We start from the raw sequence: 25,587 nt of genomic DNA on the forward strand, positions 1-25,587 counted from the left end.
AGGCAGCTTCCTAAACGGCTTCTTAAGTCGGGACCCCCTATGATCGCGCCGGACCCATCCCATGTCCGCCATTTTACCGTGCATTACCCGGGCGCATGAGCCAGACATCGATCGAGCGGCTGAGGGAATATCTCGCGCAGCTCCCGCCGCAGTCGCAGGCACTGCTGATCCGGGAGTTCGAGCGTGCGCTGGAGCGCGGCCAGGACACGGCGGTGGCCACCCTCGTGCTCGAGCAGCTGCGCAAGATCGTCCGCAAGAGCGAGGCCGACGAGGCTTTGCCGCCGCGCACGGACGATCTGTCGCGGCTCCTATTCCAGGTGCTGGAACCGTTCCTCATCGAAGCGGGCACTCCTGTCAGGGCCGGCCAGATTCGCCGCTCCTCGCTGCAGCCGATCTGGCAGTGGCTTGGCCGTGACGGCGCACCGGACAAGGTGAACGAATTCGAGGCGGCGCTGGCGCGCATGCCGGCGGACAGTGCTGGGCAGGTCGAAGCCCTGGCGCAGAAGCTTCAGGCGGTGGCCGCGGACGCCATCTTCGAGCTGACGGGGCCGGGCGGCGGCGACAAGTCGCGAGCGCTGGCCCGGGTCGGACCGCCCAACGTGATCGAGGATCTCTATTCGATCGGTGCGGTGCTCCAGGTCCGGGACGCCATTGCGACATTGAACGAGAAATTACCGCGCACCTTGCGGGCCTTCGGGGATTCCCAGATCGCCTCGGTGACGTCGGCGCTCAACATTCCGGCACTTCAGACGCCGCAGATGCTGCCTTTCGCCTTGTCGATCGTCGTGCAGCGGATGACCGCGCCCTGGCAGATCATCCGCCTTGCGGTCAAGATAGCGGCGTCCGATGACGAGATCCGCGTCGCGGCGACGCCCTACGGTATGGCCGTCACGATGGCCCTGCACGATTTGTCCTGCGTCGCCGCGGTCCTGCGCATGGACATCAAGCGCGGCCATTTCGACAATGTTGCCGGCAACCTCAAGACGCTGCACGACGGCGTGCGCGGACTGCGCACCGAGCTCGACCTGCGCAACGATTCGACCTGGGGCAAGCAACTGACGTCGATCCGGGCCGACATCTCCAATGCGCTGCAGTCCGAGATCGACAGCGTTCCCGGCCGCGTCCGCCGCATCCTGCGCCAGCGCCCCGAAAAGGACATTCCGCCGGGCGCGCGGATCGACAGCACCGAAGTCGAGGAAACGGTGGCACTGATCGACTTCGTCGCGACGTGCCGCAACTATGCGAGCGAGCTTGCGATCAACGAGGTGACGCTGCGTACCTTCTCCGATCTCCAGCAATATGTGGAACGGTCGACCGAGCAGCTGGTGCAGTCGCTGCGTGCCGCCGATCACAAGGTCCGCACCTATCGGCAGCAGCAGGTGCAGGCCGCGATCCGCTTCTGCCAGGTGCTGTTCGGCGACGATTACGCCTCATTGATGAGCCGGGCCGCCGAAAATGCACTCACGGGCGAGCGCAAATCGTCGCGCGCAGGCTGATCGGCGCGCATTTTTCCTGATCACAATTTGAAGTTGACGACACTGATGGCGCACCGTACTTTCGCGGGTGCAAGTCTGGAAATTTCCATCTGTAGGCGCATGAAACCGGTCATCAGCTCGATTGAAATTGAGAACCGCGTCATCGTTGCCAAGTATCAACGGCTGATGGTTGGAGCCAAGGTGGTGCTGGTCGAGAAGGCCAGCGATCGGCAGCTGCCTGAGACCGCCACCAGGGTTGCATCTCGGGTTCCGGTCGGAGCGCTGCGCATCAGATTGCCGGATGCAATCAAGCCGGGAACATACTTCCTGAAGGCCTTCAACGGGCACGGCGAGCAGGCCGCGCAAAGTGTCGACTTCGAGATCGGCTAAGCCGTTGGATTTTCACCTTTTCGGCACTACATGCGGTTGCGCCGCCTTGACAATTGTCAATTGCCGCATCGTCCGGCCGTGGTGTAAAGGCACCTACAGGCGCGGTTCGGGCGCCGCCGGAAGCTTGCCAGATGACGCTATGGTTCGTGTTCGCGCTGATGACGGTCGCGGCGATTTTCGCCGTGCTCTTGCCGCTTGGCCGCACCAGCCGCGCGCAGGATCAGGGCAGCGAGGTCGCGGTCTACAAGGACCAGCTGGCCGAAATTGAGCGTGATCTCGCCGCAGGGTTGATCTTGGCGCCGGAGGCGGAGGCTGCGCGCGTCGAGGTCAGCCGCAGGCTGCTCGCGGCGGCGGCCAGCGAGCCGGCAACGGCGCCGAAGTCGAACCTCAAATGGCGCCGTGCGGCGGCCGTGCTGGCGCTTGCCGGACTGCCGCTCATCGCGGCCGGCGTCTACATGCCACTCGGCTCGCCCCGGCTGCAGGACTTTCCCCTTGCGCAGCGGGAGCGCGGGGGTGGCATGGCGCAGTCGCTCGAGAACCTCGTCGTGCAGGTCGAGCAGCATCTTGAGAAGAATCCGACGGACGGGCGCGGCTGGAACGTGCTCGCGCCGGTTCTGGAGCGGCTCGGCCGCTTCGACGACGCGGTGCGCGCCTATCGCAACTCGCTCACCTACAATGGCGAAAGCGCGGAGCGCAGGTCCGATCTCGGCGAAGCGATCTCGGCTGCCGCCGGCGGCGTGGTGACCGCCGAGGCCAAGGCCGAATTCGAGCGCGCACACGCCTTGAACGCCGACGATCCCAAGGCGAATTACTTTCTGGGCCTTGCCGCCGAGCAGGACGGCCGCAAGGACGACGCGGCCAATATCTGGCGCGCGCTGCTTGCGAAAGCGCCTGCGGATGCGCCGTGGCGTGCCCTGGTGCAGTCCTCGCTGGCGCGGGTCGGTGGCGGCGGCACGCTGCCGGCGCTGTCCGACGAGACGATTGCTGCCTCCAAGGACATGGCCGAAACCGATCGCAACGCCATGGTGCGCGGCATGGTCGATCGTCTCGCGACGCGGCTGAAACAGAACGGCGACGATGTCGAGGGCTGGCTGCGCCTGGTGCGCGCCTATCTGGTGATGGGCGAGCGGGACAAGGCAATGGGCGCTTCGGCCGATGCCCGGCAGGCGGTTGCCAGCAACGCCGAGCGGCTGCGCCAGCTCAACGAAGGCCTGAAGACTCTCGGGATCGGCGGATGATGATTTCGGGACGAGAGATGCGGAGAACGGATACGCCATGACGCGCAAGCAGCGACGTATGACCATCATCGGCGGATCGCTCGCCGTGCTCGCGCTCGCCGCCGCGCTGGTGCTCAACGCGCTGCGCGACTCCATCGTGTTCTTCTCGACCCCGACCATGGTCGCCGAGAAGCATGTCGAGCCCGGCAAGCGGTTTCGCCTCGGCGGCTTGGTGCAGCCCGGCTCGCTCCAGCGCGGCGACAATCTCGCGGTGACGTTCGAGGTCGCCGACGGCAACGCCAAGCTGCCGGTCGCCTTCAAAGGCATTCTGCCCGACCTATTTCGCGAAGGGCAGGGCGTCGTGGCGGAAGGCGCACTCGATGCCAACGGCGTGTTCAAGGCCGATACCGTCCTTGCCAAGCACGACGAGACCTACATGCCCAAGGACGTCGCCGATGCCCTGAAGAAGCAGGGGCACTGGAAGGACGATTACGGCGCCCAAGCTTCTGGCGCTGCCAAACCCGCGGCGACGACCGCCCAGGGCAATCCGCAGGGAGCGGTGCGGTGATCGCGGAATCAGGACATTACGCGCTGGTGCTGGCGCTCGCCCTCGCACTGATCCAGTCCGTCGTGCCGCTGGTCGGTGCGCGCCTTGGCGACGCCGCCCTGATGAACGTGGCGCGCTCCACCGCGCTCGCGCAGCTGCTGTTCGTCGGCGCCTCGTTCACCGCGCTGGTGATGCTGCACGTGAACTCGGATTTCTCCGTCGCCAACGTCTACGAGAATTCCCACTCGATGAAGCCGCTGCTCTACAAGATTACCGGCGTGTGGGGAAACCATGAAGGCTCGATGCTGCTGTGGGTGTTGATCCTCGCGCTGTTCGGCGGCTTGGTCGCCAGCTTCGGCAATAATCTGCCGCTCTCGCTGCGCGCGCATGTGCTGGCTGTGCAGGCCTGGGTCGCCAGCGCGTTCTACCTCTTCATCCTGATGACATCGAACCCGTTCCTGCGCATCGCGAGCCCCCCGATCGAGGGACGCGATCTCAATCCCGTGCTCCAGGACATCGGTCTCGCCGTGCACCCGCCGATGCTCTATCTCGGCTATGTCGGCTTCTCGATCTCGTTCTCCTTCGCGATCGCGGCGCTGATGGAGGGACGGATCGATGCGGCCTGGGCGCGCTGGGTGCGGCCCTGGACGCTGGTCGCCTGGATCTTCCTGACCCTCGGCATCGCCATGGGCTCGTATTGGGCCTATTACGAGCTCGGCTGGGGCGGCTGGTGGTTCTGGGATCCGGTGGAGAACGCTTCGCTGATGCCCTGGCTCGCCGGCACCGCGCTATTGCATTCGGCGCTGGTGATGGAGAAGCGCAACGCGCTGAAGGTCTGGACCATCCTGCTCTCGATCCTGACCTTCTCGCTGTCGCTGCTCGGCACCTTTCTGGTGCGCTCGGGCGTCATCACCTCGGTGCACGCCTTCGCCACCGATCCGACCCGCGGCGTGTTCATCCTCTTGATCCTGTGCCTGTTCATCGGCGGCAGCCTGTCGCTGTTCGCGGGCCGCGCCGCCTCGCTGAAGCAGGGCGGCCTGTTCGCACCGATCTCGCGCGAGGGCGCGCTGGTGCTGAACAATCTGCTGCTCACGGTGGCTTGCGCCGTGGTGCTGTTCGGCACGCTTTATCCGCTCGCGATGGAGATGCTCGCCGATTTCAAGATGTCGGTCGGCGCACCCTTCTACAATCTGAGCTTCGCGCCGCTGTTCGCGCTGCTGCTGCTCGCGGTGCCGTTCGGGCCGATGCTGGCGTGGAAGCGCGGCGACCTGCTCGGCGTGATGCAGCGCCTGCTCGCGGCCGGCGTTGCCGGGCTGGTCGTGGTCGCCATCGTCTGGGCCTGGGTGCGGGGCGGCAGCGCGCTGGCACCGCTCGCGATCGGGCTCGGCGTCTTCGTCATCGCCGGCGCGGTCACCGACCTCGTCGAACGGACGGGCCTGGTGCGCCTGCCGTTCGCAACGGTGCTGCACCGGGCGCGCGGCCTGCCGCGCTCGGCCTGGGGCACCGCGTTCGCACATGCCGGCCTCGGCGTTGCGCTGATCGGGATCGTCTGCGAGACCACCTGGAACAGCGAATACATCGCGACCATGAAACCGAACGAGACTGCCCATGTCGCCGGCTACGATCTGAAGCTCGACGGGCTGTTTCAACGCCAGGGCCCGAACTACCGCGAGATGATCGCAGAGTTCAAGATCAGCCGCGATGGCGAGGCGGTCACGGTGATGACGCCGTCCAAGCGCAGCTTCACCACCCGCGGCTCCTCGACGACGGAGGCCGCGCTGTTGACCAGCGGCGCGAGCCAGCTTTACGTCTCGCTCGGCGACGCCACCGCCGAAGGCGCCATCGCCGTGCGCATCTATCACAAGCCGCTGGTTCTCCTGATCTGGTGGGGACCGGTGCTGATGGCGTTCGGCGGCGTGCTCTCACTCTCCGACCGCCGTCTGCGGGTCGGCGCGCCGAAGCCGGCGCGGGCCAAGCAGCGCCTCCAGCCCGCGGAATGACCCGATGCGCCGGATGATGGCCGCGTTCATCGCGTTGGTGTTGCTGGCTTTGCCGGCGGCCCACGCCGTGCAGCCCGACGAGATCATGCCGGATCCGGTGAAGGAATCGCGCGCGCGCGAATTGTCGCGCGAGCTTCGCTGCATGGTTTGCCAGAATCAGTCGATCGACGATTCCGATGCGCCGCTGGCACGCGATCTCAGACTGCTGGTGCGCGAGCGCATCGCGGCCGGCGACAGCAATTCGCAGGTGCTCGATTTCCTGGTGGCGCGGTACGGCGAGTTCGTGCTGCTCAAGCCGCGCTTCGAGCTGCAGACCCTGCTGCTGTGGCTGCTCGGGCCGGTGCTGCTGATCGGCGGCGGCCTGGCGCTGTGGCTGCAAATCCGCCGCCGCTCGCGAAGTGGTGTGGACGTACCAGCACCGCCGCTCACGCCCGACGAGAAGGCACGGCTCGCGGCCTTGATGTCGGACGAACCCAATTCGCCCTGAAGCCGTCTACGTCGTGCCACGCAGTGCGCGGCAACGGCTGCATGGTTCATGCTAAATTGACCTTTGTCTGGAAGCTTGTCGCGAGATTTGATTCCAGCTCCTGAGTCCCCCGATGTTCGCGAACAGCAATCTGACGATCCGCTTCCTGGTCGGCGCCGTCGTCGCTGCGTTATTGTTCCTGCTTGGCATCGGCGGCGGCACCGGCTTCATCGCGGTCCTCTATCTCAACAACGAGATCACCAGCCTGTCCTCGAACTTCGCCGCGCTGAGCGGCCCGGCGCGCGACCATGCCATGCAGATCTACCAGCAGGCGCAGACCGCGTTTTCTTATTTCCTGGTCGCCTGCGGCGTGATCGCCGTCGTCGCTTTCGCGATCTGCTTCACCACCTGGTTCGCCGTGCGCAACGGCATCCTCAATCCCCTCGCGGCCATCGTGCATGCCATGCGCGAGGTTGCCGACCAGAAGTTCGAGACATCTGTTCCGGGGCTCGGCCGCACCAACGAGATCGGCCTGCTCGCCGGTGCGCTGGAGGTGTTCAAGACCAACGGCATTGAGCGGCGCCGCCTCTCCGAGCAGCAGCTGCATGAAGCGCAGCACCAGGCCGAGCGGTCGAAATTCCTCGATAACAGGATCAAGCGCTTCAACGATCTCGTCGCCAGTGTCGTCGCCAGCGTGGCGTCATCGGCCGTGCATCTGAAGACCAACGCGGAGACGCTGTCGCGGACCGCCAACGACACCAGCACCAAGGCCAATGCGGTCGCGAGCGCGGCGAGCCAGGCCAGCGCCAGCGTGCAGACGGTTGCGGGGTCTGCCGAGGCGATGACGAACTCGATCGGCACGATCAGCCGCCGCGTCACGGACGCGACCCAGCGCGCCGAAGGCGCTGCAAGCCAGGCGGAGAAAAGCCGCGATACCATTCACACGCTGTCGGATGCCGCCGAAAAGATCGGCGAGGTCGTCCAGCTCGTCCAGGCGATCGCATCGCAGACCAATCTCCTGGCGCTCAACGCCACCATCGAGGCGGCACGGGCCGGCGAAGCGGGCAAGGGGTTTGCGGTGGTCGCCTCGGAAGTGAAGAACCTGGCGCATCAGACCAGTAAGGCGACGGAGGAGATCACCTCGCAGGTCGCCAGCATTCAGGGCATCACCGCGGAGACCCGCGGCGCGATCGACGGCATTTCCAGGACGCTGTCGGAGATCTCGTCGATCATGTCGGGCATCGAGGTCGACACCGCCCAGCAGCGCAACGCCACCCAGGAGATCACGCGCAGCGCCCAGGACGCCGCGCGCGGAACCCTCGACGTCTCCAACCATATCGTCCAGATCACCTCCACCTCGGCCGAGACCGGCCGCATGGCGGCCGAAGCCAGGGATTCGGCCGTCGATCTGTCGCGGCAGGCCGAGACCTTGAAGCGCGAAGTCGACGAGTTCATCGTCAGTGTCAGGGCGAGCTGAGGGGCCAGAATTCGCGCTTGGCGCGTGGTCGGGGGAACTCGATTAAGTTCCTGTAAGGCCACGATTTTTGGCCTGTGCTAAACTGCCGCATCGGCCCCGACCATCATTACGAAAGTTTAACCCCGCCGCCAGCGCGCGGTAAGGCGGGAGTCCCCATCTTCAGGTCCGCAAGGTGCCGGCATCCGGCACCAACAGGAATTCAGGGCTCTGGAGATTTCCGCATGAACGATCGTATCGACCTTTCGAACCTCCCGTCCTACCGGCGGCCGCGCCGGTCGGTGTTTTCCGCGCGCAAGCTCGCGCTGATGGCTTCGGTCGTCGCCGGTCTCGGCGCGGCCGTCTATGGCTTCAGCCCGTCGACCTCGCCGGCCGACCTGTTCTCCAGCCCGGCGCATGCGCAGGTCAACAACGAGGTCCGCAAGGTCGAGCGTCCGGTCGGCTTCGCCGACGTGGTCGAGCGCGTGAAGCCTTCGGTGATCTCGGTGAAGGTCAACATGAAGGAGAAGACCGCCAGCAATGACGACGGCGACGATTCCTCCTCGCCGTTCCAGCCGGGCTCGCCGATGGAGCGCTTCTTCCGCCGCTTCGGTGGTCCGGATGGTTTGCCCCCCGGCCTGAAGGGCGGCCGTGGCCGCGTCGTGCAGGGGCAGGGCTCCGGCTTTTTCATCTCGGCTGACGGCTATGCCGTGACCAACAACCACGTGGTCGATGGCGCCGACAAGGTCGAGGTTACCACCGACGACGGCAAGACCTACACCGCCAAGGTGATCGGCACCGACCAGCGCACCGACCTCGCGCTGATCAAGGTCGAAGGCAGCACGAACTTCCCGTTCGCCAAGCTCGCCGACAGCAAACCGCGGATCGGCGACTGGGTGCTCGCGGTCGGCAATCCCTTCGGTCTCGGCGGCACCGTGACCGCGGGCATCGTCTCGGCGAGCGGCCGCGACATCGGCAACGGCCCGTATGACGATTTCATCCAGATCGACGCGCCCGTGAACAAGGGTAATTCCGGCGGTCCGGCCTTCGACACCAACGGCGAGGTGATGGGCGTCAACACCGCGATCTACTCGCCCTCCGGCGGCAGCGTCGGCATCGCGTTCTCGATCCCGGCCAACACCGTCAAGAGCGTGGTTGCGCAGCTCAAGGACAAGGGCTCGGTCAGCCGCGGCTGGATCGGCGTCCAGATCCAGCCCGTCACCTCCGACATCGCCGACAGCCTCGGCATGAAGAAGGCCGAAGGCGCGCTGGTGGCGGAGCCGCAGGCCAACGGTCCGGCCGCGAAGGCCGGCATCGAGTCCGGCGACGTGATCACCGCGGTCAACGGCGACCCCGTCAAGGATGCCCGCGAGCTCGCCCGCACGATCGGCGGCATGGCGCCCGGCGCGTCCGTGAAGCTCAACGTGCTGCACAAGGGCCAGGACAAGATCGTCAATCTCACCCTCGGCCAGTTGCCGAATACGGTCGAGGCCAAGGCCGATACCGACAAGGACAGCGGCAAGGGCGCCAGCAAGGGCACCGACGTGCCGAAGCTCGGCATGACCGTTGCGCCGGCCAATTCCGTGGCCGGTGCCGGCAAGGAAGGCGTCGTGGTCACCGAGGTCGATCCGAAGAGCGCGGCGGCCGAACGCGGCTTCAAGGAAGGCGACGTGATCCTCGAGGTCGGCGGCAAGAGCGTGGCGACCGCCGGCGAAGTCCGCGACGCCATCAATGCGGCGCGGACCGACAACAAGAACAGCGTCCTGATGCGCGTGAAGAGCGGCGGCCAGTCGCGCTTCGTCGCGGTGCCCATCGCCAAGGGCTGAGGCCTTCAGGAGGTCTACGAGATGAAGGGTACCGCCGGCATCAGTCGCCCCCGCCGCCGGTGCCCTTCGGGGAAGCAGCGCAACGCTGGCTTCCCTCATCTACCTTCCGGTGGAATTACGCCCCCCTCCGTCGGAAGGCCTAGGGCGGTGAGGTCCCCCCAGCTTCACCGCCCGCCTTTTTCCCCGCTTCGAGCCTCTCCTGCTCGGCTTGCATGCGGTCGCCGCTCGCGCCATGTTTAGAGAAGGTTGACCTCCTTGACCGCCGCCGAACGCACGATGCGCCTCCTCATCATCGAAGACGACCGTGAATCCGCCGATTACCTCGCCAAGGCGTTTCGCGAAGTCGGACACATCGCCGACCACGCCGCCGACGGCGAGGAAGGCCTCGCCATGGCAGAGAACGGCGAATACGACGTGCTGGTGGTCGACCGCATGCTGCCCAAGCGCGACGGGCTGTCGCTGATCGGCGCATTGCGCGACAAGGGCAATACGACGCCGGTGCTGATTCTCTCCGCGCTCGGGCAGGTCGATGACCGCATCAAGGGTCTGCGCGCGGGCGGCGACGATTATCTGCCGAAGCCCTATTCCTTCGCCGAGCTGCTGGCCCGCGTCGAAGTGCTGTCGCGCCGCCGCGGCGGTCCCGCCGAGGAGACGCTTTATCGCGTCGGCGATCTCGAGCTCGACCGGCTCTCGCATCGCGTCGCCCGCGGCAAGGACGAGCTGACGCTGCAGCCGCGCGAATTTCGCTTGCTCGAATACCTCATGAAGCACGCCGGCCAGGTGGTGACGCGGACCATGCTGCTGGAGAATGTCTGGGACTATCATTTCGATCCGCAGACCAACGTCATCGACGTGCACATCTCGCGGCTGCGCTCCAAGATCGACAAGGGCTTCGAGCGCCCGCTGCTGCACACGATCCGCGGCGCCGGATACATGATCCGTGACGGCATGAGATAGGGCGTTCGGCGTCGATCTACGGCGCGCCTGCAATCATCGGCTGCGTCTTCATTTGCACCGCCGTCCGAGGGTTGCGGGCGATACTGGCCTAACGCCTCGTCCGATGGCAAGAATTTCCGACGTGTGGTAGTGGACGTTTCACCGGGGTGAATCCGTCCACGATCAGGAAGGATATTCAAGCTTGCAAGTCGCCGCCTTCCCGTCCGACCGAGCTGAAGAGATCCTCGTGTCGGCTTCCAAGCTGTTTGCCCGCCATAGCTATGCGAATGTGACGATGGAGCAGGTCGCAGCATCGGTTCGATCGGTGCCGGGAGCGCTGTACCACTACTTCCGCGACAAGGAAGACCTGATCTTTCACTGCTACCTGCGCGGTCTTGCGATCTACAGGCACGAAATCGAGACGGCGGCCGAACCCGGGATAGACGGGCTCGAAATCGTCAGGCGCTTCATAAGAGCCCGGCTGCGGCCTGAAGGCCAGCGCATGATCCTGTTCTCCGACATCGATGCACTGGCTGCGTCTTACAGCAAAGACGTGCATGCCAGGCGCTGGCAGAATGCCGCGCTGCTCGCCGACTTTCTGAAGCGTGGCATTGCCGACGGCTCGATCGCCTGCGAGGAGCCGCTCCTTACGGCCGTCGCCCTCATCTCCATCCTGGATTGGGTTCCGTTCTGGTTCTCCGAGCGCGACTATTATTCGCGCCAGCAGGCGATTGATGCCATTGACGACATCATCACGCATGGGGTGTATCGGCGTGAGATTGCCTTACCGGACATGCCTGAAGCGCCGAGCCTGGCACCATTTCTCCAGTCCCGCTCGAAATTGAACAAGCGCGCCGCGAAGCTGGACAGGATGCTCTCGATTGCTTCGGACAGTTTCAATCGAAGGGGCGCGTCCGGTACGTCGCTCGAGAGCATCGCGGCGGAGGCAGGCATGACCCGCGCCGGCATCTATTATCATTTCAGCGAGAAGGAGCGCCTCTTGCTGGCTTGCCTGCGAAGAGGTCTGGCCGGTGAGATCGGGATTCGAGAATATTTGCAGGACCTGAGCCTCGGGGCGTTCGATTACGTCGTCCAGAGAGTCCGCCTGTTGTTGATGCTGCACGATACCCCTTGCGGCCCGAAGGCGACCTACCACAACATCAACTATCTCAACGACGTTGACCGCAAGCACTATGTCAGGCAGGTGCTCGCAACGATCCAGCAGGACCAGAGAAACCACCAGTGTTGGATCGACGAGGGATACTTCCGCAGCGTCGACACTTACTTCGCCGAACGCGTTCTGACTGGAATGGGCCACTGGTACCCGATCTGGTTCAGGGACGAGCGGAGCTGGTCTCCGATGCAGATTGCCGATTATTTTTCGCGGCTGTTCCTTTTGGGGCTCAAGCCCCGTCGGGGAGTGGTATAAAGCAACCAATCTGAGACCCTGATCGCGCTCTTCATCCTTTCCCGTTCGGACTTGATGTCAGCCGCAGATTGAGCGCGGCTTTGATCCCAAAAGTTGCCTGTGAATTCAATATTCCGGACGGCGCGCGGCAATCTTCACGTTGAGGCCGCAATTACTTCTTGCACCAAAACTTTACACAGTATTCAATATTGGAGTAGCGAAGAGTGGGCGCGACCGACGTTGTGAGTCAGCTTCGATCGCCAAGGACAAGAACATACAAAAGGGAGAAGGCCAGGATGCACAAGCTCGCAATTGCTGCGGCGGCAGCGCTGACGATGCTCGGAGGAGCGGCATTCGCGCAGGAAACAATCAAGTTCGGCTACATCGATCCGCTGTCCGGCGGTGGCGCCAGCATCGGTGAAGGCGGCTTGAAGACGTTCCAGTATCTGGCTGACGAGATCAACGCCAAGGGCGGCATATTGGGCCGCAAGATCGAGATTCTGCCTCTCGACAACAAGACCAACCCGCAGGAAAGCCTGGTGCAGGCGCAGAAGGCCATCGATGCCGGCGCCCGCTTCATCACGCAAGGCAACGGCTCGTCGGTCGCCGCAGCGCTGTCGGACTTCGTTACCAAGAACAACACGCGCAATCCCGGCAAGGAAGTGCTCTACTTCAACTATGCCGCCGTAGATCCGAGCCTGACCAACGAAAAGTGCAGCTACTGGCATTTTCGCTGGGATGCGAGCTCCGACATCAAGATGGAAGCGCTCACCAGCTACATGAAGGATGTCCCCGCGATCAAGAAGGTGTACCTGATCAACCAGGACTACTCCTTCGGCCAGTCGGTGCGTGCGGATGCGCGCAAGATGCTGGGCGCCAAGCGGCCCGACATCCAAATCGTCGGTGACGAACTGCATCCGCTGTTGAAGATCACCGACTTCTCGCCTTATATCGCCAAGATCAAGGCTTCGGGCGCCGATAGCGTCGTGACCGGCAACTGGGGCCAGGACATCGCACTGCTGCTCAAAGCCGCGGCGGACGCCGGCCTGAAGGTCAATTGGTACACCTACTATGCCGGCGGCGCTGGTGGTCCGACCGCAATCAAGCAGACCGGTCTCGACCATCAGGTCTTCCAGATCACCGAGGGCTTTGCCAATTCCGGCCACCAGCCGGCGATGGACTTCGAAAAGACCTTCCGTGCCAAGGTCAACATGTCGCTTTGGTATCCGCGCGCCGTCAACGAGATGCGCATGTTCAAGGCCGCGGCCGAGAAGGCCAACTCGCTCGACCCGGTGAAGGTCGCGGCTGCCCTCGAGGATCTCAAGTTCGAGGTGCTGGATGGCGGTGAGGGCGTCATGCGCAAGGACGATCACCAGTTCTTCCAGCCGATCTACATCTCCTCCTTCGGCAAGCTCGCTGCAGACGAGCCGTTCGACGAGGAAGGCACCGGCTGGGGATGGCATCTGGTTTCCAAGATCGACACATCCAAGACGATGGTTCCCACAACCTGCAAGATGACCCGGCCGTAAGCCTGGAATAGCTTTGCCTTCCCGCAGCCGACAGCGGCTCGCGGGAAGGTTGCTGCTCGCATCCGGACCGACTTCGCCGGGGCCGTTTCTGTCCCGGCCAGAGGTGTGATTACTGTGCTTGAACTGATCGTTATATCGACGCTGAACGGTCTGCTGTTCGGCATGCTGCTGTTCCTGCTGTCGAGCGGCCTGACCGTCATCTTCAGCATGATGGGCGTGCTCAACTTCGCCCATGCCAGCTTTTACATGCTCGGCGCCTTCTTCGGTTTCCAGCTCACCAAATGGATTGGCTTCTGGCCGGCCCTGCTGCTGGCTCCGCTGCTGGTCGGCGCGATCGGCATGGCGGTCGAGCGCTACGGCCTGCGCAATACGCACAAGCACGGCCATGTGGCGGAGTTGCTCCTGACCTTCGGTCTTGCGTTCGCGATCGAAGAAATCGTGGCGATGATGTGGGGCAGGAGCCCCGTCGATTACCGCGTGCCGGCGCTGCTCGACTTTCCGGCCTTCACGATCTTCTCGACGAATTATCCCGCCTACAAGATTTTCATGCTGGCTGTGTCGATCCTGATATTCATCGTGTTGCTGATGGTGCTCAAGCGCACGAGGGTGGGCCTGATCGTTCAGGCCGCGCTGACGCATCCCCATATGGTGGGGCATCTCGGTCACAATGTCGGACGCATATTCATGCTGGTGTTCGGCGTCGGCAGCGCGCTGGCGGGAATTGCCGGCGTGATCGCCGGTCCGGCGCTGGTGACGCAGTCCGACATGGCCGCGGCGCTGGGACCGATCCTGTTCGTCGTCATCGTGTTTGGCGGCCTCGGCTCCTTGCCGGGCGCCTTCATCGCCTCGCTGGTGATCGGCCTGATACAGACCTTCGCGGTGGCGCTGAACGGTTCGTTGGCGAGCGCCTTCGGTCCGCTCGATCCGTCGGCAGGGCCGTCCGTGCTCACCGACATCTGGAACGTCACCATTGCCCAGGTGGCGCCGATCGTACCCTACCTGCTGCTGGTGATCATTCTGATCGTACGCCCCATGGGCCTGATGGGGACGCGCGAGACATGAACGCCAAAACGACATCGACGCCGACATCGACAATCGCAGGGAAGCCGGCCGGCGACGGCCTGCGCTTCTACGGCATATGGCTTGCCGGCATCGCCGTGCTGATCGTGCTGCCGCTGATCTTCTCCTCCGGCGGCTCGCTGACGTCCTTCAGCCTGATCGGCATCGCGATCGTGTTCGCGCTGTCCTACAACATCCTGCTCGGCCAGACCGGCCTCTTGTCGTTCGGCCATGCGGTGCATTACGGCCTCGGCGGCTTCGCAGCGTGCCACATGATGAATGCAGTGGTCTCGCACGGCTGGCCAATCCCGCTGCCGTTCATACCGCTGTTCGGTGGACTCGGCGGCCTCGTTTTCGCGATCATCATCGGCTGGCTGATGACCAAGCGGGCTGGTACCGTGTTCTCGATGATCTCGCTCGGCATTGCCGAGCTGGTGGCGTCGTCCTCGCTGATCCTGCGTTCGGTGTTCGGCGGCGAGTCCGGAATATCGACCGACCGCACGGCTTTGCCGAAGATCTTCGGCTTGAGTTTCGGCCCGCAGCTTCAGGTCTATTACCTCATCGCGTTCTGGCTGGTGATCTCGGCCGTCGCGATGTATGCGCTGACGCGGACCCCGCTGGGGCGAATCAGCAATGCGGTGCGGGACAACCCCGAGCGCGTCCAGTTCATCGGTTATGATCCGCACGTGGTGCGCTACATCGCCTTCTGTTTTGCCGGCTTCTTCGCTGGCGTGGCAGGGGGCCTGGCCGCGATCAACTTCGAGATCGCCAACGCCGCCTATCTCGGCGCGATCCAATCCGGCCTCGTGCTGTTCTCGACCTTCATTGGCGGCGTCGCGTACTTCTTCGGACCCATCCTGGGTGCAATCCTCGTGACCTATCTTCAGCTCGGGCTGACCAGCGTCACCGGCGTGTGGCAGCTCTATTTCGGCATTATCTTCATCGGCATCGTGATGCTGTCCCCCGGCGGCATCGCCGGGCTGGTCATGATGCACCGGCCGCTGGTTCGCGCCGGAACTCTGCCGACGGTGATCCCTTCCTATCTGATCGCGGCGGTGCCGACCTTGGCACTGGCTTGCGGTGTGATCCTGACGATCGAATCGATCGCGCGCACGCATAGCGGTCAGGGCAATCCGATCAACCTGTTCGGCGTTGCCTTCAGTCCGGCGTCGCCGCTGACGTGGGCGAGCGCGGCGGTCCTCCTCATCGGCGGCTTCTTCGTCGCGCGCCTGAGCTGGCGGCGCGTCGCCGAGGCATGGGACCGCGCGGCGACGGTCGCGCGCGATCGGGGGTACTTGGCATGACGGCAGCGATCGAAGTCCGCGCCGTTGAGAAGCGCTTTGGCAATGTCGGCATCATCCGCGATCTCAATCTCAGCGTCGCGCAAGGTGAGCGTCACGCCATCATCGGTCCGAACGGTGCCGGGAAATCGACGACGTTCAATCTCATCAGTGGCCACATCAAGCCGACCTCGGGCGAGGTGAGACTGAACGGCGATGTGATCTCCGGCCTCAGGCCGTTCGAGATCAACCGGCGCGGCCTGTCGCGGTCGTTCCAGGTCACCAACGTATTCGCGCGCATGTCGGTCTGGGAGAACGTCCGCTGTGCCGTGCTGTGGGCGACGGGGCACCGTTACGCCTTCTGGAAGAACGTCGATAGCCTGCCGGAGGTGCGCGAGCGCACGGCGCAAATCCTCGACGACATCCATCTGACGCATCGGCGCGATGTTCCGGCCGGCTTGTTGACCTACGCGGAGCAGCGCGAACTCGAGATCGGCATCACCATCGCCAGCGGCGCGACCGTCGTGCTACTGGACGAACCGACGGCGGGCATGAGCCACGCCGAGACCGACCGCGCGGTGTCGCTAATCCGGCGCCTGACCGAGGGCAAGACCCTGGTCATCGTCGAACACGACATGAGCGTTGTGTTCGGCCTGGCCGACCGCATTTCCGTGCTGGTCTACGGCCACATCATTGCTTCCGGCACGCCGGAGGAGATCAGGCGGGACCCGAAAGTTAAGGAAGCCTATCTCGGCGAGGAGGCGCACTGATGCTGGAGGTCAGGGACCTGCACGCCTATTACGGCAAGAGCCACATTCTCCAGGGCGTCGATCTCGACGTTGCGGCAGGCGAGGTCGTCAGCCTGCTCGGCCGCAACGGCGTCGGACGTTCGACCACTGTCAAGGCGATCATGGGCGAGGTTGCGCCGCAAGGCACGATCCGCTTCAAAGGCAAGGACATCGCGGGGCTGCCGAGCTACAGGATCGCGCGCCTCGGTCTCGGCTATGTGCCGGAGCATCGGGACATCTTTCCGGGGCTGACGGTCCGCCAGAATCTGCTCCTCGGCATCAAGGATACGCGGCGTCCCGGCAAATGGCAGCTTCAGGACATGCTCGACATGTTTCCGAATCTTGCCGCGCGGGCAGATACGCCTGCGGGGGTGCTGTCAGGCGGCGAGAAGCAGATGCTCACGACGTGCCGGACCCTGATGGGCGACCCCGATCTCATCATGATCGACGAGCCGACCGAAGGTCTTGCGCCCTTGATCGTGCAGCAGGTCGGCGATCTCATCGCCCGCATTGCGCAGGCCGGCGTCGCAATTTTGCTCGTCGAGCAGAAGCTGTCGATTGCGATGAAGATCTCCAACCGCGTCTACGTCATGGGGCACGGTCGTGTGGTCTTCGAAGGTACGCCCGAGCAACTGAAATCAAACAGCGACGTTCGCGCGCAATGGCTGGAAGTGTGAGGGAAGCCGGCGGGTTTGACCGCAATGGCGCGATGCCCTCGACAAGGACGTCCGCCCGTAACGGCTGATGTTCCTCAGCGTGGTCGGAAGGGGAGGCCCACAGCGGATCACTGCTCCCGCAGGCTCCGTCCGGTGTCCGCATGGCCCGAGCTTGCGGGGATTTAACTTGGTTCCGATCGAGTGCCCCTTTAACGTTCCGCGTGCGCCTATCACGTGTGGTCACGAATGCCTTTCGCGTTGCTCGTTCCACAAGGGACCTAGGCGCAGGTGCGACAATCTATAGGCTATGTTATTGTAAACAAAGCGAAATACGTGAGTGTCGATGCTCGTGATGCAGGCGCGTGGTTGAAACTGGGTACATGATCCGTGACGGCATTCGGTAAACTCGTCCGCACCACGGCGTTCCGGCTGACGCTGGTCTATCTGCTGCTGTTCGCGATGTTCGCGGCCTCGCTGCTGGCCTATTTCGCCTGGAATACGCGGCGGCTGATCACCGAGGAGATCACGCAGACCGTCAATGCCGAGACCTCGGAGATCAACGAGATCTACGACCGCCGCGGCCTAGTCGGTCTCGTGCGCACGATCGAGTATCGGGCGCTGCGGCCAGGCGCCAATCTCTATCTCGTGACCACGCCGACGGGCCAGGCGATCGCCGGCAATGTCGGCTCGCTGGCGCCGGGCGTTATGGCGACGCGCGGCTGGTCGGAGACAGCCTACCGGCGGATCGAGGACAGCGATGACCGCGATCATCGCGCGCTCGTTCGCGTCACCGAATTGGAGAACGGCTTCCGGCTTCTGATCGGCCGCGACTTGGCCGAGCGGCGGCGCCTGTTCGGCATCGTCGCCAAGGCGGCGCAGTTTTCGGTCTTGATCGTCGTCGTGCTCGGCCTCGGCGGCGGCATCTTCGTCGCGCGGCGGGTGCTGAGGCGCATCGACGCGATGACCGGCACGGCGCAGCGGATCATGACCGGCGATCTCAGCGAGCGCCTGCCCGTGGGGCGCAGCGGCGACGAGATCGATCGCCTCGCCGAGAACCTGAACGCCATGCTGGAGCGGATCGAGGCGCTGATGGCGGGGCTGAAGGAGGTTTCCGACAACATCGCCCACGACCTCAAGACGCCGCTGACGCGGCTGCGCAATCGCGCCGAGGAGGCGCTGGCGAGATCGGGCTGCGAGGCGGATTATCGCGCCGCGCTGGAGCGGACCATCGAGGAGTCGGACGGGCTGATCCGGACCTTCAACGCGCTGCTGATGATCGCGCGCGCGGAATCCGGACAGGCGCGCGGCAACATGGACGACTTCGACGCCGCAGAGGTCGCGGAGGGCATCCACGAGCTCTACGAGCCGCTCGCCGAGGACGACGGCATGACCCTGAAGGTCAAGTGCGAGCCGACGCCGGTTCATGCCAATCGCGAGCTGATCAGCCAGGCGCTCGCCAATCTTGTCGAGAACGCGATCAAATACGGCCAGCCCGCGGCACAGCCGGCGGGAACCGTGGTCAGCATGGACGCGAGGCAAATCACGATCGAGGCGAGGCGCGAGGGCGACCAGGTGCTGCTCAGCGTCACCGATCGCGGCCCCGGCATCCCCGAAGCCGACCGCAAGCACGTCATCGAGCGATTCGTGCGGCTGGAGGCCAGCCGCACGCTGCCGGGCTCGGGCCTCGGCCTCAGCCTCGCCTCGGCGGTGGCGACGTTGCACGGCGGCGAATTGCGCTTGGGCGATGCCCATCCCGGCCTTGTCGCCACGCTCGTGCTGCCGGCGCGAGCGGGCGCCGGCGACAGGGTTGCTCCGCCAACACCGGATGTGCCACAGAAGGTGGCATGAACGACTCCGCGCCGGAAAACGCGGACAAGCATGGTGAGAGGCTGGCCGCACGCTTCGCGGAGGCTCCCCATATTGCCGCTTCCACAACCGACGAACGCCGTTTCGAAAGCTGGCTGGCCGAGCTCGAGCCGGCGCAATCGGCCCGTCTCGAAACGCATCTCGGCCATCCCTTCGCCCGCGAGATCCTGACCGGGATTGCGGAATTCTCGCCCTATCTGTTCGAACTGGTGCGCGCCGATGCCTTGCGCCTGATCCGGCTGCTCGAATGCGATCCGGATGCGCATCTGACGGCGCTGATCGCGGAGGCGCGCAGCGCGGTGCTCGCGGCTTCGGAGGAGGCCGAGGTGATGCGGCTGCTCCGCCGCATGAAGGCTGAGGCTGCGCTCCTGATCGCGCTGTGCGATATCGGCGGTGTCTGGCCGGTGATGCGGGTGACGGCGGCGCTGACCGATGTCGCGGTGTCCTCGGTGCAGGCGGCACTGCAATATCTGCTGCGGCAGGAAGCCGCACGCGGCAAGCTCTCACCGCCCAATCCCGAGGCACCCGAAGAGGGCTGCGGGCTGATCGTGCTCGCGATGGGCAAGATGGGGGCGGGCGAGCTGAACTATTCCAGCGATATCGATCTCATCGTGTTCTTCGATCCCGATGCGACGACCCTCGCACCCGATATCGAGCCGCAGCCGTTCTTCGTCCGCGTGACGCAAGGCATGGCGCGCATCCTGCAGCAGCGCACCTATGATGGTTACGTCTTCCGCGTCGATTTGCGGCTGCGGCCCGACCCGTCCTCGACGCAGGTGGCGATCTCGCGGGACGCCGCGCTGAACTATTACGAGCGGGAAGGGCGCACCTGGGAGCGCGCCGCGATGATCAAGGCGCGGACCTGTGCCGGCGATTCAAAAGCGGGCGAGGCATTGCTCGCCGAGATCGGGCCGTTCGTCTGGCGCAAGCATCTCGACTTTGCCGCACTTGCCGACGTGCACGACATGAAGCGGCAGATGCAGACCTATCGCGGCCAGAGCGAGGTTGCGGTCGAGGGCCACAACGTCAAGGTCGGACGCGGCGGCATTCGCGAGATCGAATTCTTCGCGCAGACCCAGCAATTGATTGCCGGCGGCCGCCATCCGGAATTGCGGGTGCGGCCGACACTGCGGGCGCTTGACGTGCTCGCCGCCAGCAACTGGATCACTGTGGCGGCGCGTGACGAGCTGGCGACCGCCTACGAATTCCTGCGCCGTGTCGAGCATCGCCTGCAGATGATCACCGACGAGCAAACCCACACGCTGCCGGAGGACAAGCAAGCGGTCGAGCGCTTTGCGTGGTTCTTCGGCTATCGGACTCGGGAGGCCTTTGCGCGCGACCTCTTGCGCCAGCTCCAGATCGTCCAGGGCCATTACGAAAAACTGTTCGAGGGCGATGACCCCACCGGCACGGCGAGGCTGCCGGCGCTCGACTACGGTGCGGGCCCCGATGATCCGCGCCTGCTGCAGCACCTCGCGACGCTCGGCTTCAAGAAGCCCGCCGCGGTCGCGCAGACGGTGCGCGACTGGATCACCGGCGACTATCGCGTCTTCCGCGTTGAGGCGACGCGAAGCGCCTTCGTCGAGTTCGTGCCGGCCTTGATCGACGGCCTTGCCCATGCCGAAGAGCCGGATCGCGCCGTCGTTTCGTTCGATCATTTCCTCGGCGCGCTGCAGCGCGGCGGCCGGCTGATCACGCTGCTCGGCCAGAACCGCGATCTCGTCGCGCTGGTGGCGCTGGTGCTGGGAGCCGCGCCGCGGCTCGGCGACATGCTGGCGCGGCAGCCTCAGCTGATGGACGGCCTGATCGATCCGCGCTTCTTCGGCGCCATGCCCGACAGGCAGGAATTGTCGGGGCGGCTCGCGACCACCGTGCAGGACGCCGGCTCATACGAGGAGTTCCTCGATCGCCTGCGCCTGTTCGGGCAGGAGAGCCTGTTCCTGATCGGCACACGCATCCTCTCCGGCACCGTCTCGGCGCAGCAGGCGAGCACGGCCTTCGCCGACGTCGCGGAGGGAATCGTCCACACCGTGCACGGTCTCGTCGCCGATCGCTTCGCCGCCCAGCACGGCCGCATCAAGGGTCAGGAGACCGCGATCGTCGCGATGGGCCGGCTCGGCAGCCGCGAGATGACGGCCTCGTCCGATCTCGACCTGATCCTGCTCTATGATTTCGACGGCGACCATCCGGACTCCGACGGGGTGAAATCGCTTCACGGCGCACACTATTTCGCCCGTTTCACCCAGCGCCTGATCAGCGCCTTTACGACCCGCACCAATTACGGCGTGCTCTACGAGATCGACATGCGGCTGCGGCCCTCGGGACGCGCAGGTCCGGTGGCTTCGAGCCTCGTCTCGTTCGCGGACTACCAGGCCAACGAAGCCTGGACCTGGGAGCACATGGCATTGACGCGTGCGCGCGTGGTCTCGGCTTCGCCCGAATTCCGGGAACGGATCGAGCGCGTCATCCGCGATGTCCTGACCCGCCGCCGCGATCCTGCCATCACCGCCAACGACGTCGCCGACATGCGGCGTGCGATCGCGCAGGAGAAGGGCGAGGCCGATTGCTGGGATCTCAAGCATGCCGCCGGCGGCATGGTCGACATCGACTTCATCGCGCAATATCTCCAGCTCGTGCACGCGCACGACAAGCCCGAGATTCTCGACGTTAGCACCATGCAGGTGCTGGAGAACGCCTGCAGGATCGGCGTGCTCGCACAATCGGAGACGGAGATCCTGCGGGCCGCGGCGCGGCTCTATCACGACCTCACCCAGATCCTGCGGCTCTGCGTCAGCGAGCGCTTCAAGCCTGATACCGCCGGCACCGACCTGCAACGCGTCATGGCGCGCGCCGGCGACGCGCCGGATTTCTCCTCGCTGGAGGCGCGGGTGAAGGAGACCCAGAGCGAGGTGCGGCGCGTGTTCAGGGCGCTGCTGGAAGGGTCATAGCCTGCTTCAGCGCGGTGACCGAGCTCATCGCTCAGAAGCTGCGATTGCGGATTCCGATCGATTTGCAACCGCGATTGATCGATACGGATTGGTCATGAAAGTTGGGTCGGCTGCGGGTTTTTGCGTGTTGGTGTGGGCCCGGCGTGCTAGCTTGCATGCCACGATGGAATTCGAGGGGACGATCGGTTGATCGACAAGCTTGAACTATTGCTGGCGCTGGCGAAGGAGCGGCATTTCGGCCGCGCCGCGGAAGCCTGCGGCGTGACGCAACCGACGATGTCGACCGGGCTCAAGCAGCTCGAGGAAATTCTCGGCGTGATGCTGGTCCAACGCGGCTCGCGCTTTCAGGGATTTACGCCGGAAGGCGAGCGGGCGCTCGACTGGGCGCGGCGGATCGTGGGCGATGCCCGCGCGATGCGCGACGAGATCAACGGGCTGAAGCATCAGCTCTCCGGCGAGATCCGCATCGCGGCGGTCCCGACCGTGCTCGGCATGGTCGCCGCGCTGACGACGCCGTTTCGTGCCAAGCATCCGGAGGTGCGCTTCCGCATCCAGTCCACCACCTCGTCCGAGGTGCTGGGGCTCTTGGAAAATCTCGAGGTCGATGCGGGGCTGACCTATATCGAGAACGAGCCGATCGGCAAGGTGCGCACCATCCCGCTCTACAACGAGAGCTATCGCCTGCTCACCGCGCCGGACGCGATGTTCGGCGATCGCGAGACGGTGACCTGGACCGAGGTCGGGCAGGTGCCGCTGTGCCTCTTGACGCCAGACATGCAGAACCGCCGCATCATCGACCGCGCATTGCGATCGGTCGGCGCGGAGGCGACACCGACGCTGACGTCGAACTCGCTGCTGGTGCTGTTCACGCACGTCAAGACCGGGCGCTGGGCCAGCGTGATGCCGGCCAAGCTCGCCGAGACGCTCGGCCTGTCCGACACCGTCCGCTCGATCCCGATCGTCGACCCCGAGGTCAATTACAGCATCGGCCTGGTGATCCCGCAACGCGATCCCATGACGCCGCTGATTGCAGCGCTGGTCAACGTCGCGCGCGAAGTCGCGCCGACACTGCAATCGTAAGCGGAAGGTCTTTTGGCTGAGCCGAGTGAACCGAGAGCTCTTCTTCCCCTCTCCCCTTGTGGGAGAGGGTGGCTCGCCGCGTAGCGGCGAGACGGGTGAGGGGTATCTCTCCTCCCGAAAGTATTGCGCGTGGATAGACACCCCTCATCCGGCGCTTCGCGCCACCTTCTCCCACAAGGGGAGAAGGGCATCCCAGATCGAAACTGACTCGATCGTTGCTCGCGGTTTTAAGCCGCAGCCGATATCCCGGCCGCCTTCACCGCATCCCGCGGCAGGGTCACGCGCACGACGGTGCCGACGTCGATCTTCGAGCGCAGGCGCATCGAGCCGCCGTGGAGCTGCGCCAGTGAGCGGGCGATGGCAAGGCCGAGGCCCGAGCCGTGATAGGTCTTGGTGAGCTGGCTCTCGACCTGCTCGAACGGGCGCCCGAGCCGCGCCAGCGAATGCGGTGCGATGCCGATGCCGGTGTCGGCGATCATCAGCACGATCCTGTCGTCGAGCTGCCGGCTGCGCACCACGACGCGTCCGCCGTCGGGCGTGAACTTCACCGCGTTGGAAAGCAGGTTGACGATGATCTGCTTGGTGGCGCGGCGGTCGGCGACGACCGAGATGGATTTCGCGATGTCGGCATCGAGCGTCAGGTGCTTGTCCTGCGCACGGCCGGTGACGACCCGCAAGGATTCGGCGAGCGTCTGCGCGAGGTCGAGCTCTTCCATGTCGAGCTTCATGCGGCCGGCCTCGATCTTGGACATGTCGAGGATGTCGTTGATGACCTCGAGCAGATAATGGCCGCTGGTCAGGATGTCCTGGCAGTATTCCTGGTACTTCTCGCTGCCGAGCTCGCCGAACATGCCCGACCCCATGATCTCGGAGAAGCCGATGATGGCATTGAGCGGCGTGCGCAGCTCGTGGCTCATATTGGCGAGGAATTTCGACTTGGTCTGGTTGGCTTCCTCGGCGCGGGTCTTCTCGCGCTGGTACTTTTCGGCGAGGTCGGCGAGCTCGACCGCCTGGCGCTCCAGCGCGGCCTGCGAGCGCTTGAGGTCGATGACGGTGGCGCGCAGGCGCAGATCGTTGTCGACCAGCTTCTGCTCGTGCTCCTTGATACGGGTGATGTCGGTGCCGACCGAGACGTAGCCGCCGTCCTTGGTGCGGCGCTCGCTGATGTGCAGCCAGCTGCCGTCGTCGAGCTGCGCCTCGAAGGTGCGCGCCCCCGGGCCTTGGGCCGCGGTCTCGTTGTGGCGGGTGCGCACCTCCGGCATGCGGCCGACCTCGAGCACGGTCTCGTAGGAGGTGCCGGGGATGACGGCGCTGTCGGGCAGCTTGTGCAGGCGCTGGAAGTGCGAGTTGCAGAGCACCAGGCGGTCGCTCGCATCCCACAGCACGAAGGCCTCCGGAATGGTCTCGATCGCGTCGCGCAGGCGGAGGTCGGCTTCCACGGTCTTTTCGGCGAGGCTCTTCTGCTCGGTGATGTCGACGGCGATTCCGATCAGGTGCACGCTGGAATCGGTCGCGCCGCGCGTCTTCTCGCAGCGGACACGGAGCCAGATCCAGTGGCCGTCGACATGCTGCATGCGGAAGGTCTGGTCGATATGGTCGATCTTCTCGGAGATGAGCTGGTCGGCGATCGCGAACAGGTCGATGTCATCGGACTTCACCAGCGCATTGACCTCTCCGAAGGTGAGGAGTTCGTGACGGCCGTCGAGACCGAGGATCGAGAACATCGACTGCGACCAGAAGATCCGGCCGCGCGACAGGTCCCAGTCCCACAGCCCGCAGCGGCCGCGGTTGAGCGCCGTGTCGATGCGGCCGCGCACCGCGTCGTTGATGAGGTCGCCTTCGCGGGCGCGGGTCGACTGCCAGTGGAAGGCGAAGCCCAGGATCAGGACGACGAAGCCCGTGGTCGCCGACAGCGTCACCGAAAGCGCGGCGTCCGAGCCCCAGATCGGCTCGTTGCGCTCCTGGATCACGGTGACGAAGCCGGGCAGTGACTTGATCTGCCGCGAGGTCGCCATCGCCGCGTTGCCGCTCGGCAGCGTCAGGTCGGAGACGTTGGCGTCGCGTGGCGGCGCCGCGACCAGCTGCGCGGTCGTGATCGCATCGAGCAGGCGGTCGTTGCCGATCGGGTCGCTGTCGGCCGGGATGCGCGCGAGGATGCGGCGGTCGATGCCGGCGGAGGTGACGATGACGTGCCGGCCCGAGGCCGTGGCCCAGGACGGAATGAGATCAGGCAGCAGCGTCGGCAGGCCCTCGATGGTCTTGAGCCGCTCCTGGCGAACCGAAGTGAGGCGGTCGATGCGCTCGGCGAGCAGGTCGGCGAGCGCCGAAATGTCGTGTCGGATCACCAGCCGCTTCTGGCGCGTTTGATCGACCACCTGCACGAAGGCACCGAGGCAGATCGTGATCAGGAAGGCGATGATGAGCGTCGGCACGGCGCGACGCAGCGCCGGCTCCGCGATCAACAGCCGATGATAGGCAGGTTTCGCGATCGATTGCGCCAATCCCTTGATCGAATCGGATTGGACGCACGCGTTCGCGGCGTCTGCACGCGACATGCCTTCGGCCCCCTGAAAAACGAGTTCCGGAAGCAGCCCCACGTCACTTCCGAATCACACCGATTTGAATCCAGTTTTCGCGGGCTGTCGAGAGTCAACGAATCGTTA

General features: G+C 64.8%; 19 protein-coding genes. 18 read left to right on the forward strand and 1 reads right to left on the reverse strand.

Annotation, left to right across the window (positions count from 1 at the left end; translation table 11 throughout):
- Positions 1-95: 95 nt before the first annotated feature.
- From N2605_RS11315 to N2605_RS11400, 18 genes are all read left to right on the forward strand, one after another.
- A complete protein-coding gene (locus tag N2605_RS11315; RefSeq protein WP_260346579.1) occupies positions 96-1,496 on the forward strand; it encodes a hypothetical protein in 1,401 nt (466 codons plus the stop codon).
- Positions 1,497-1,595: 99 nt separating this feature from the next.
- Complete coding sequence (locus N2605_RS11320) at positions 1,596-1,865, forward strand: hypothetical protein (protein ID WP_036035217.1); 270 nt, start codon at positions 1,596-1,598, stop codon at positions 1,863-1,865.
- Between the two features lie 131 nt (positions 1,866-1,996).
- Entirely contained in the window at positions 1,997-3,103 is a 1,107-nt protein-coding gene (ccmI, locus tag N2605_RS11325; protein WP_036005789.1) for a c-type cytochrome biogenesis protein CcmI, read from the forward strand.
- Between the two features lie 37 nt (positions 3,104-3,140).
- The gene (ccmE, locus tag N2605_RS11330) at positions 3,141-3,650 is read left to right on the forward strand and encodes a cytochrome c maturation protein CcmE (RefSeq protein WP_036005786.1); all 510 of its coding nucleotides are present in this window, start codon (positions 3,141-3,143) and stop codon (positions 3,648-3,650) included.
- Positions 3,647-5,629 carry a heme lyase CcmF/NrfE family subunit gene (locus N2605_RS11335; protein ID WP_225186294.1) on the forward strand — a complete coding sequence of 661 codons (1,983 nt, stop codon included), beginning with the start codon at positions 3,647-3,649 and terminating at the stop codon, positions 5,627-5,629. Before ccmE ends, N2605_RS11335 begins: the two co-directional genes overlap by 4 nt.
- A gap of 4 nt (positions 5,630-5,633) precedes the next feature.
- Positions 5,634-6,116, forward strand: coding sequence for a cytochrome c-type biogenesis protein (locus N2605_RS11340; protein WP_225186293.1), 483 nt, complete (start codon positions 5,634-5,636; stop codon positions 6,114-6,116).
- Between the two features lie 112 nt (positions 6,117-6,228).
- Positions 6,229-7,572 carry a methyl-accepting chemotaxis protein gene (locus N2605_RS11345; protein WP_036005777.1) on the forward strand — a complete coding sequence of 448 codons (1,344 nt, stop codon included), beginning with the start codon at positions 6,229-6,231 and terminating at the stop codon, positions 7,570-7,572.
- Between the two features lie 221 nt (positions 7,573-7,793).
- Entirely contained in the window at positions 7,794-9,374 is a 1,581-nt protein-coding gene (locus N2605_RS11350) for a Do family serine endopeptidase (protein ID WP_260346580.1), read from the forward strand.
- 276 nt (positions 9,375-9,650) lie between these two features.
- On the forward strand, positions 9,651-10,331 hold the full coding sequence (locus tag N2605_RS11355) for a response regulator transcription factor (RefSeq protein ID WP_036023302.1): 681 nt from the start codon (positions 9,651-9,653) through the stop codon (positions 10,329-10,331).
- Between the two features lie 181 nt (positions 10,332-10,512).
- On the forward strand, positions 10,513-11,739 hold the full coding sequence (locus N2605_RS11360) for a TetR/AcrR family transcriptional regulator (protein WP_260346581.1): 1,227 nt from the start codon (positions 10,513-10,515) through the stop codon (positions 11,737-11,739).
- Between the two features lie 275 nt (positions 11,740-12,014).
- On the forward strand, positions 12,015-13,247 hold the full coding sequence (locus N2605_RS11365) for a branched-chain amino acid ABC transporter substrate-binding protein (protein WP_036005770.1): 1,233 nt from the start codon (positions 12,015-12,017) through the stop codon (positions 13,245-13,247).
- Between the two features lie 114 nt (positions 13,248-13,361).
- Positions 13,362-14,309, forward strand: a complete 948-nt coding sequence (locus N2605_RS11370) for a branched-chain amino acid ABC transporter permease (RefSeq protein WP_036005767.1) — start codon at positions 13,362-13,364, stop codon at positions 14,307-14,309.
- Positions 14,306-15,610, forward strand: coding sequence for a branched-chain amino acid ABC transporter permease (locus N2605_RS11375; RefSeq protein ID WP_225111756.1), 1,305 nt, complete (start codon positions 14,306-14,308; stop codon positions 15,608-15,610). The genes N2605_RS11370 and N2605_RS11375 overlap by 4 nt, the downstream gene beginning before the upstream one ends.
- Positions 15,607-16,356, forward strand: a complete 750-nt coding sequence (locus N2605_RS11380; protein WP_036005761.1) for an ABC transporter ATP-binding protein — start codon at positions 15,607-15,609, stop codon at positions 16,354-16,356. Before N2605_RS11375 ends, N2605_RS11380 begins: the two co-directional genes overlap by 4 nt.
- Entirely contained in the window at positions 16,356-17,051 is a 696-nt protein-coding gene (locus N2605_RS11385; RefSeq protein ID WP_036005758.1) for an ABC transporter ATP-binding protein, read from the forward strand. The genes N2605_RS11380 and N2605_RS11385 overlap by 1 nt, the downstream gene beginning before the upstream one ends.
- A gap of 366 nt (positions 17,052-17,417) precedes the next feature.
- Positions 17,418-18,878, forward strand: coding sequence for a sensor histidine kinase (locus N2605_RS11390; protein WP_036023279.1), 1,461 nt, complete (start codon positions 17,418-17,420; stop codon positions 18,876-18,878).
- Positions 18,875-21,844, forward strand: a complete 2,970-nt coding sequence (locus N2605_RS11395; RefSeq protein WP_260346582.1) for a bifunctional [glutamine synthetase] adenylyltransferase/[glutamine synthetase]-adenylyl-L-tyrosine phosphorylase — start codon at positions 18,875-18,877, stop codon at positions 21,842-21,844. Before N2605_RS11390 ends, N2605_RS11395 begins: the two co-directional genes overlap by 4 nt.
- A 186-nt stretch (positions 21,845-22,030) precedes the next feature.
- Entirely contained in the window at positions 22,031-22,924 is an 894-nt protein-coding gene (locus tag N2605_RS11400) for a LysR family transcriptional regulator (RefSeq protein WP_036005748.1), read from the forward strand.
- 227 nt (positions 22,925-23,151) lie between these two features.
- Here the strand turns inward: N2605_RS11400 and N2605_RS11405 are convergent, their stop codons facing one another.
- Positions 23,152-25,479, reverse strand: a complete 2,328-nt coding sequence (locus tag N2605_RS11405) for a PAS domain-containing sensor histidine kinase (RefSeq protein WP_260346583.1) — start codon at positions 25,477-25,479, stop codon at positions 23,152-23,154.
- Positions 25,480-25,587 lie beyond the last annotated feature (108 nt).

Origin of the sequence: Bradyrhizobium yuanmingense, from assembly GCF_025200905.1 — a bacterium.
GTDB classification, from domain to species: Bacteria; Pseudomonadota; Alphaproteobacteria; order Rhizobiales; family Xanthobacteraceae; genus Bradyrhizobium; species Bradyrhizobium yuanmingense.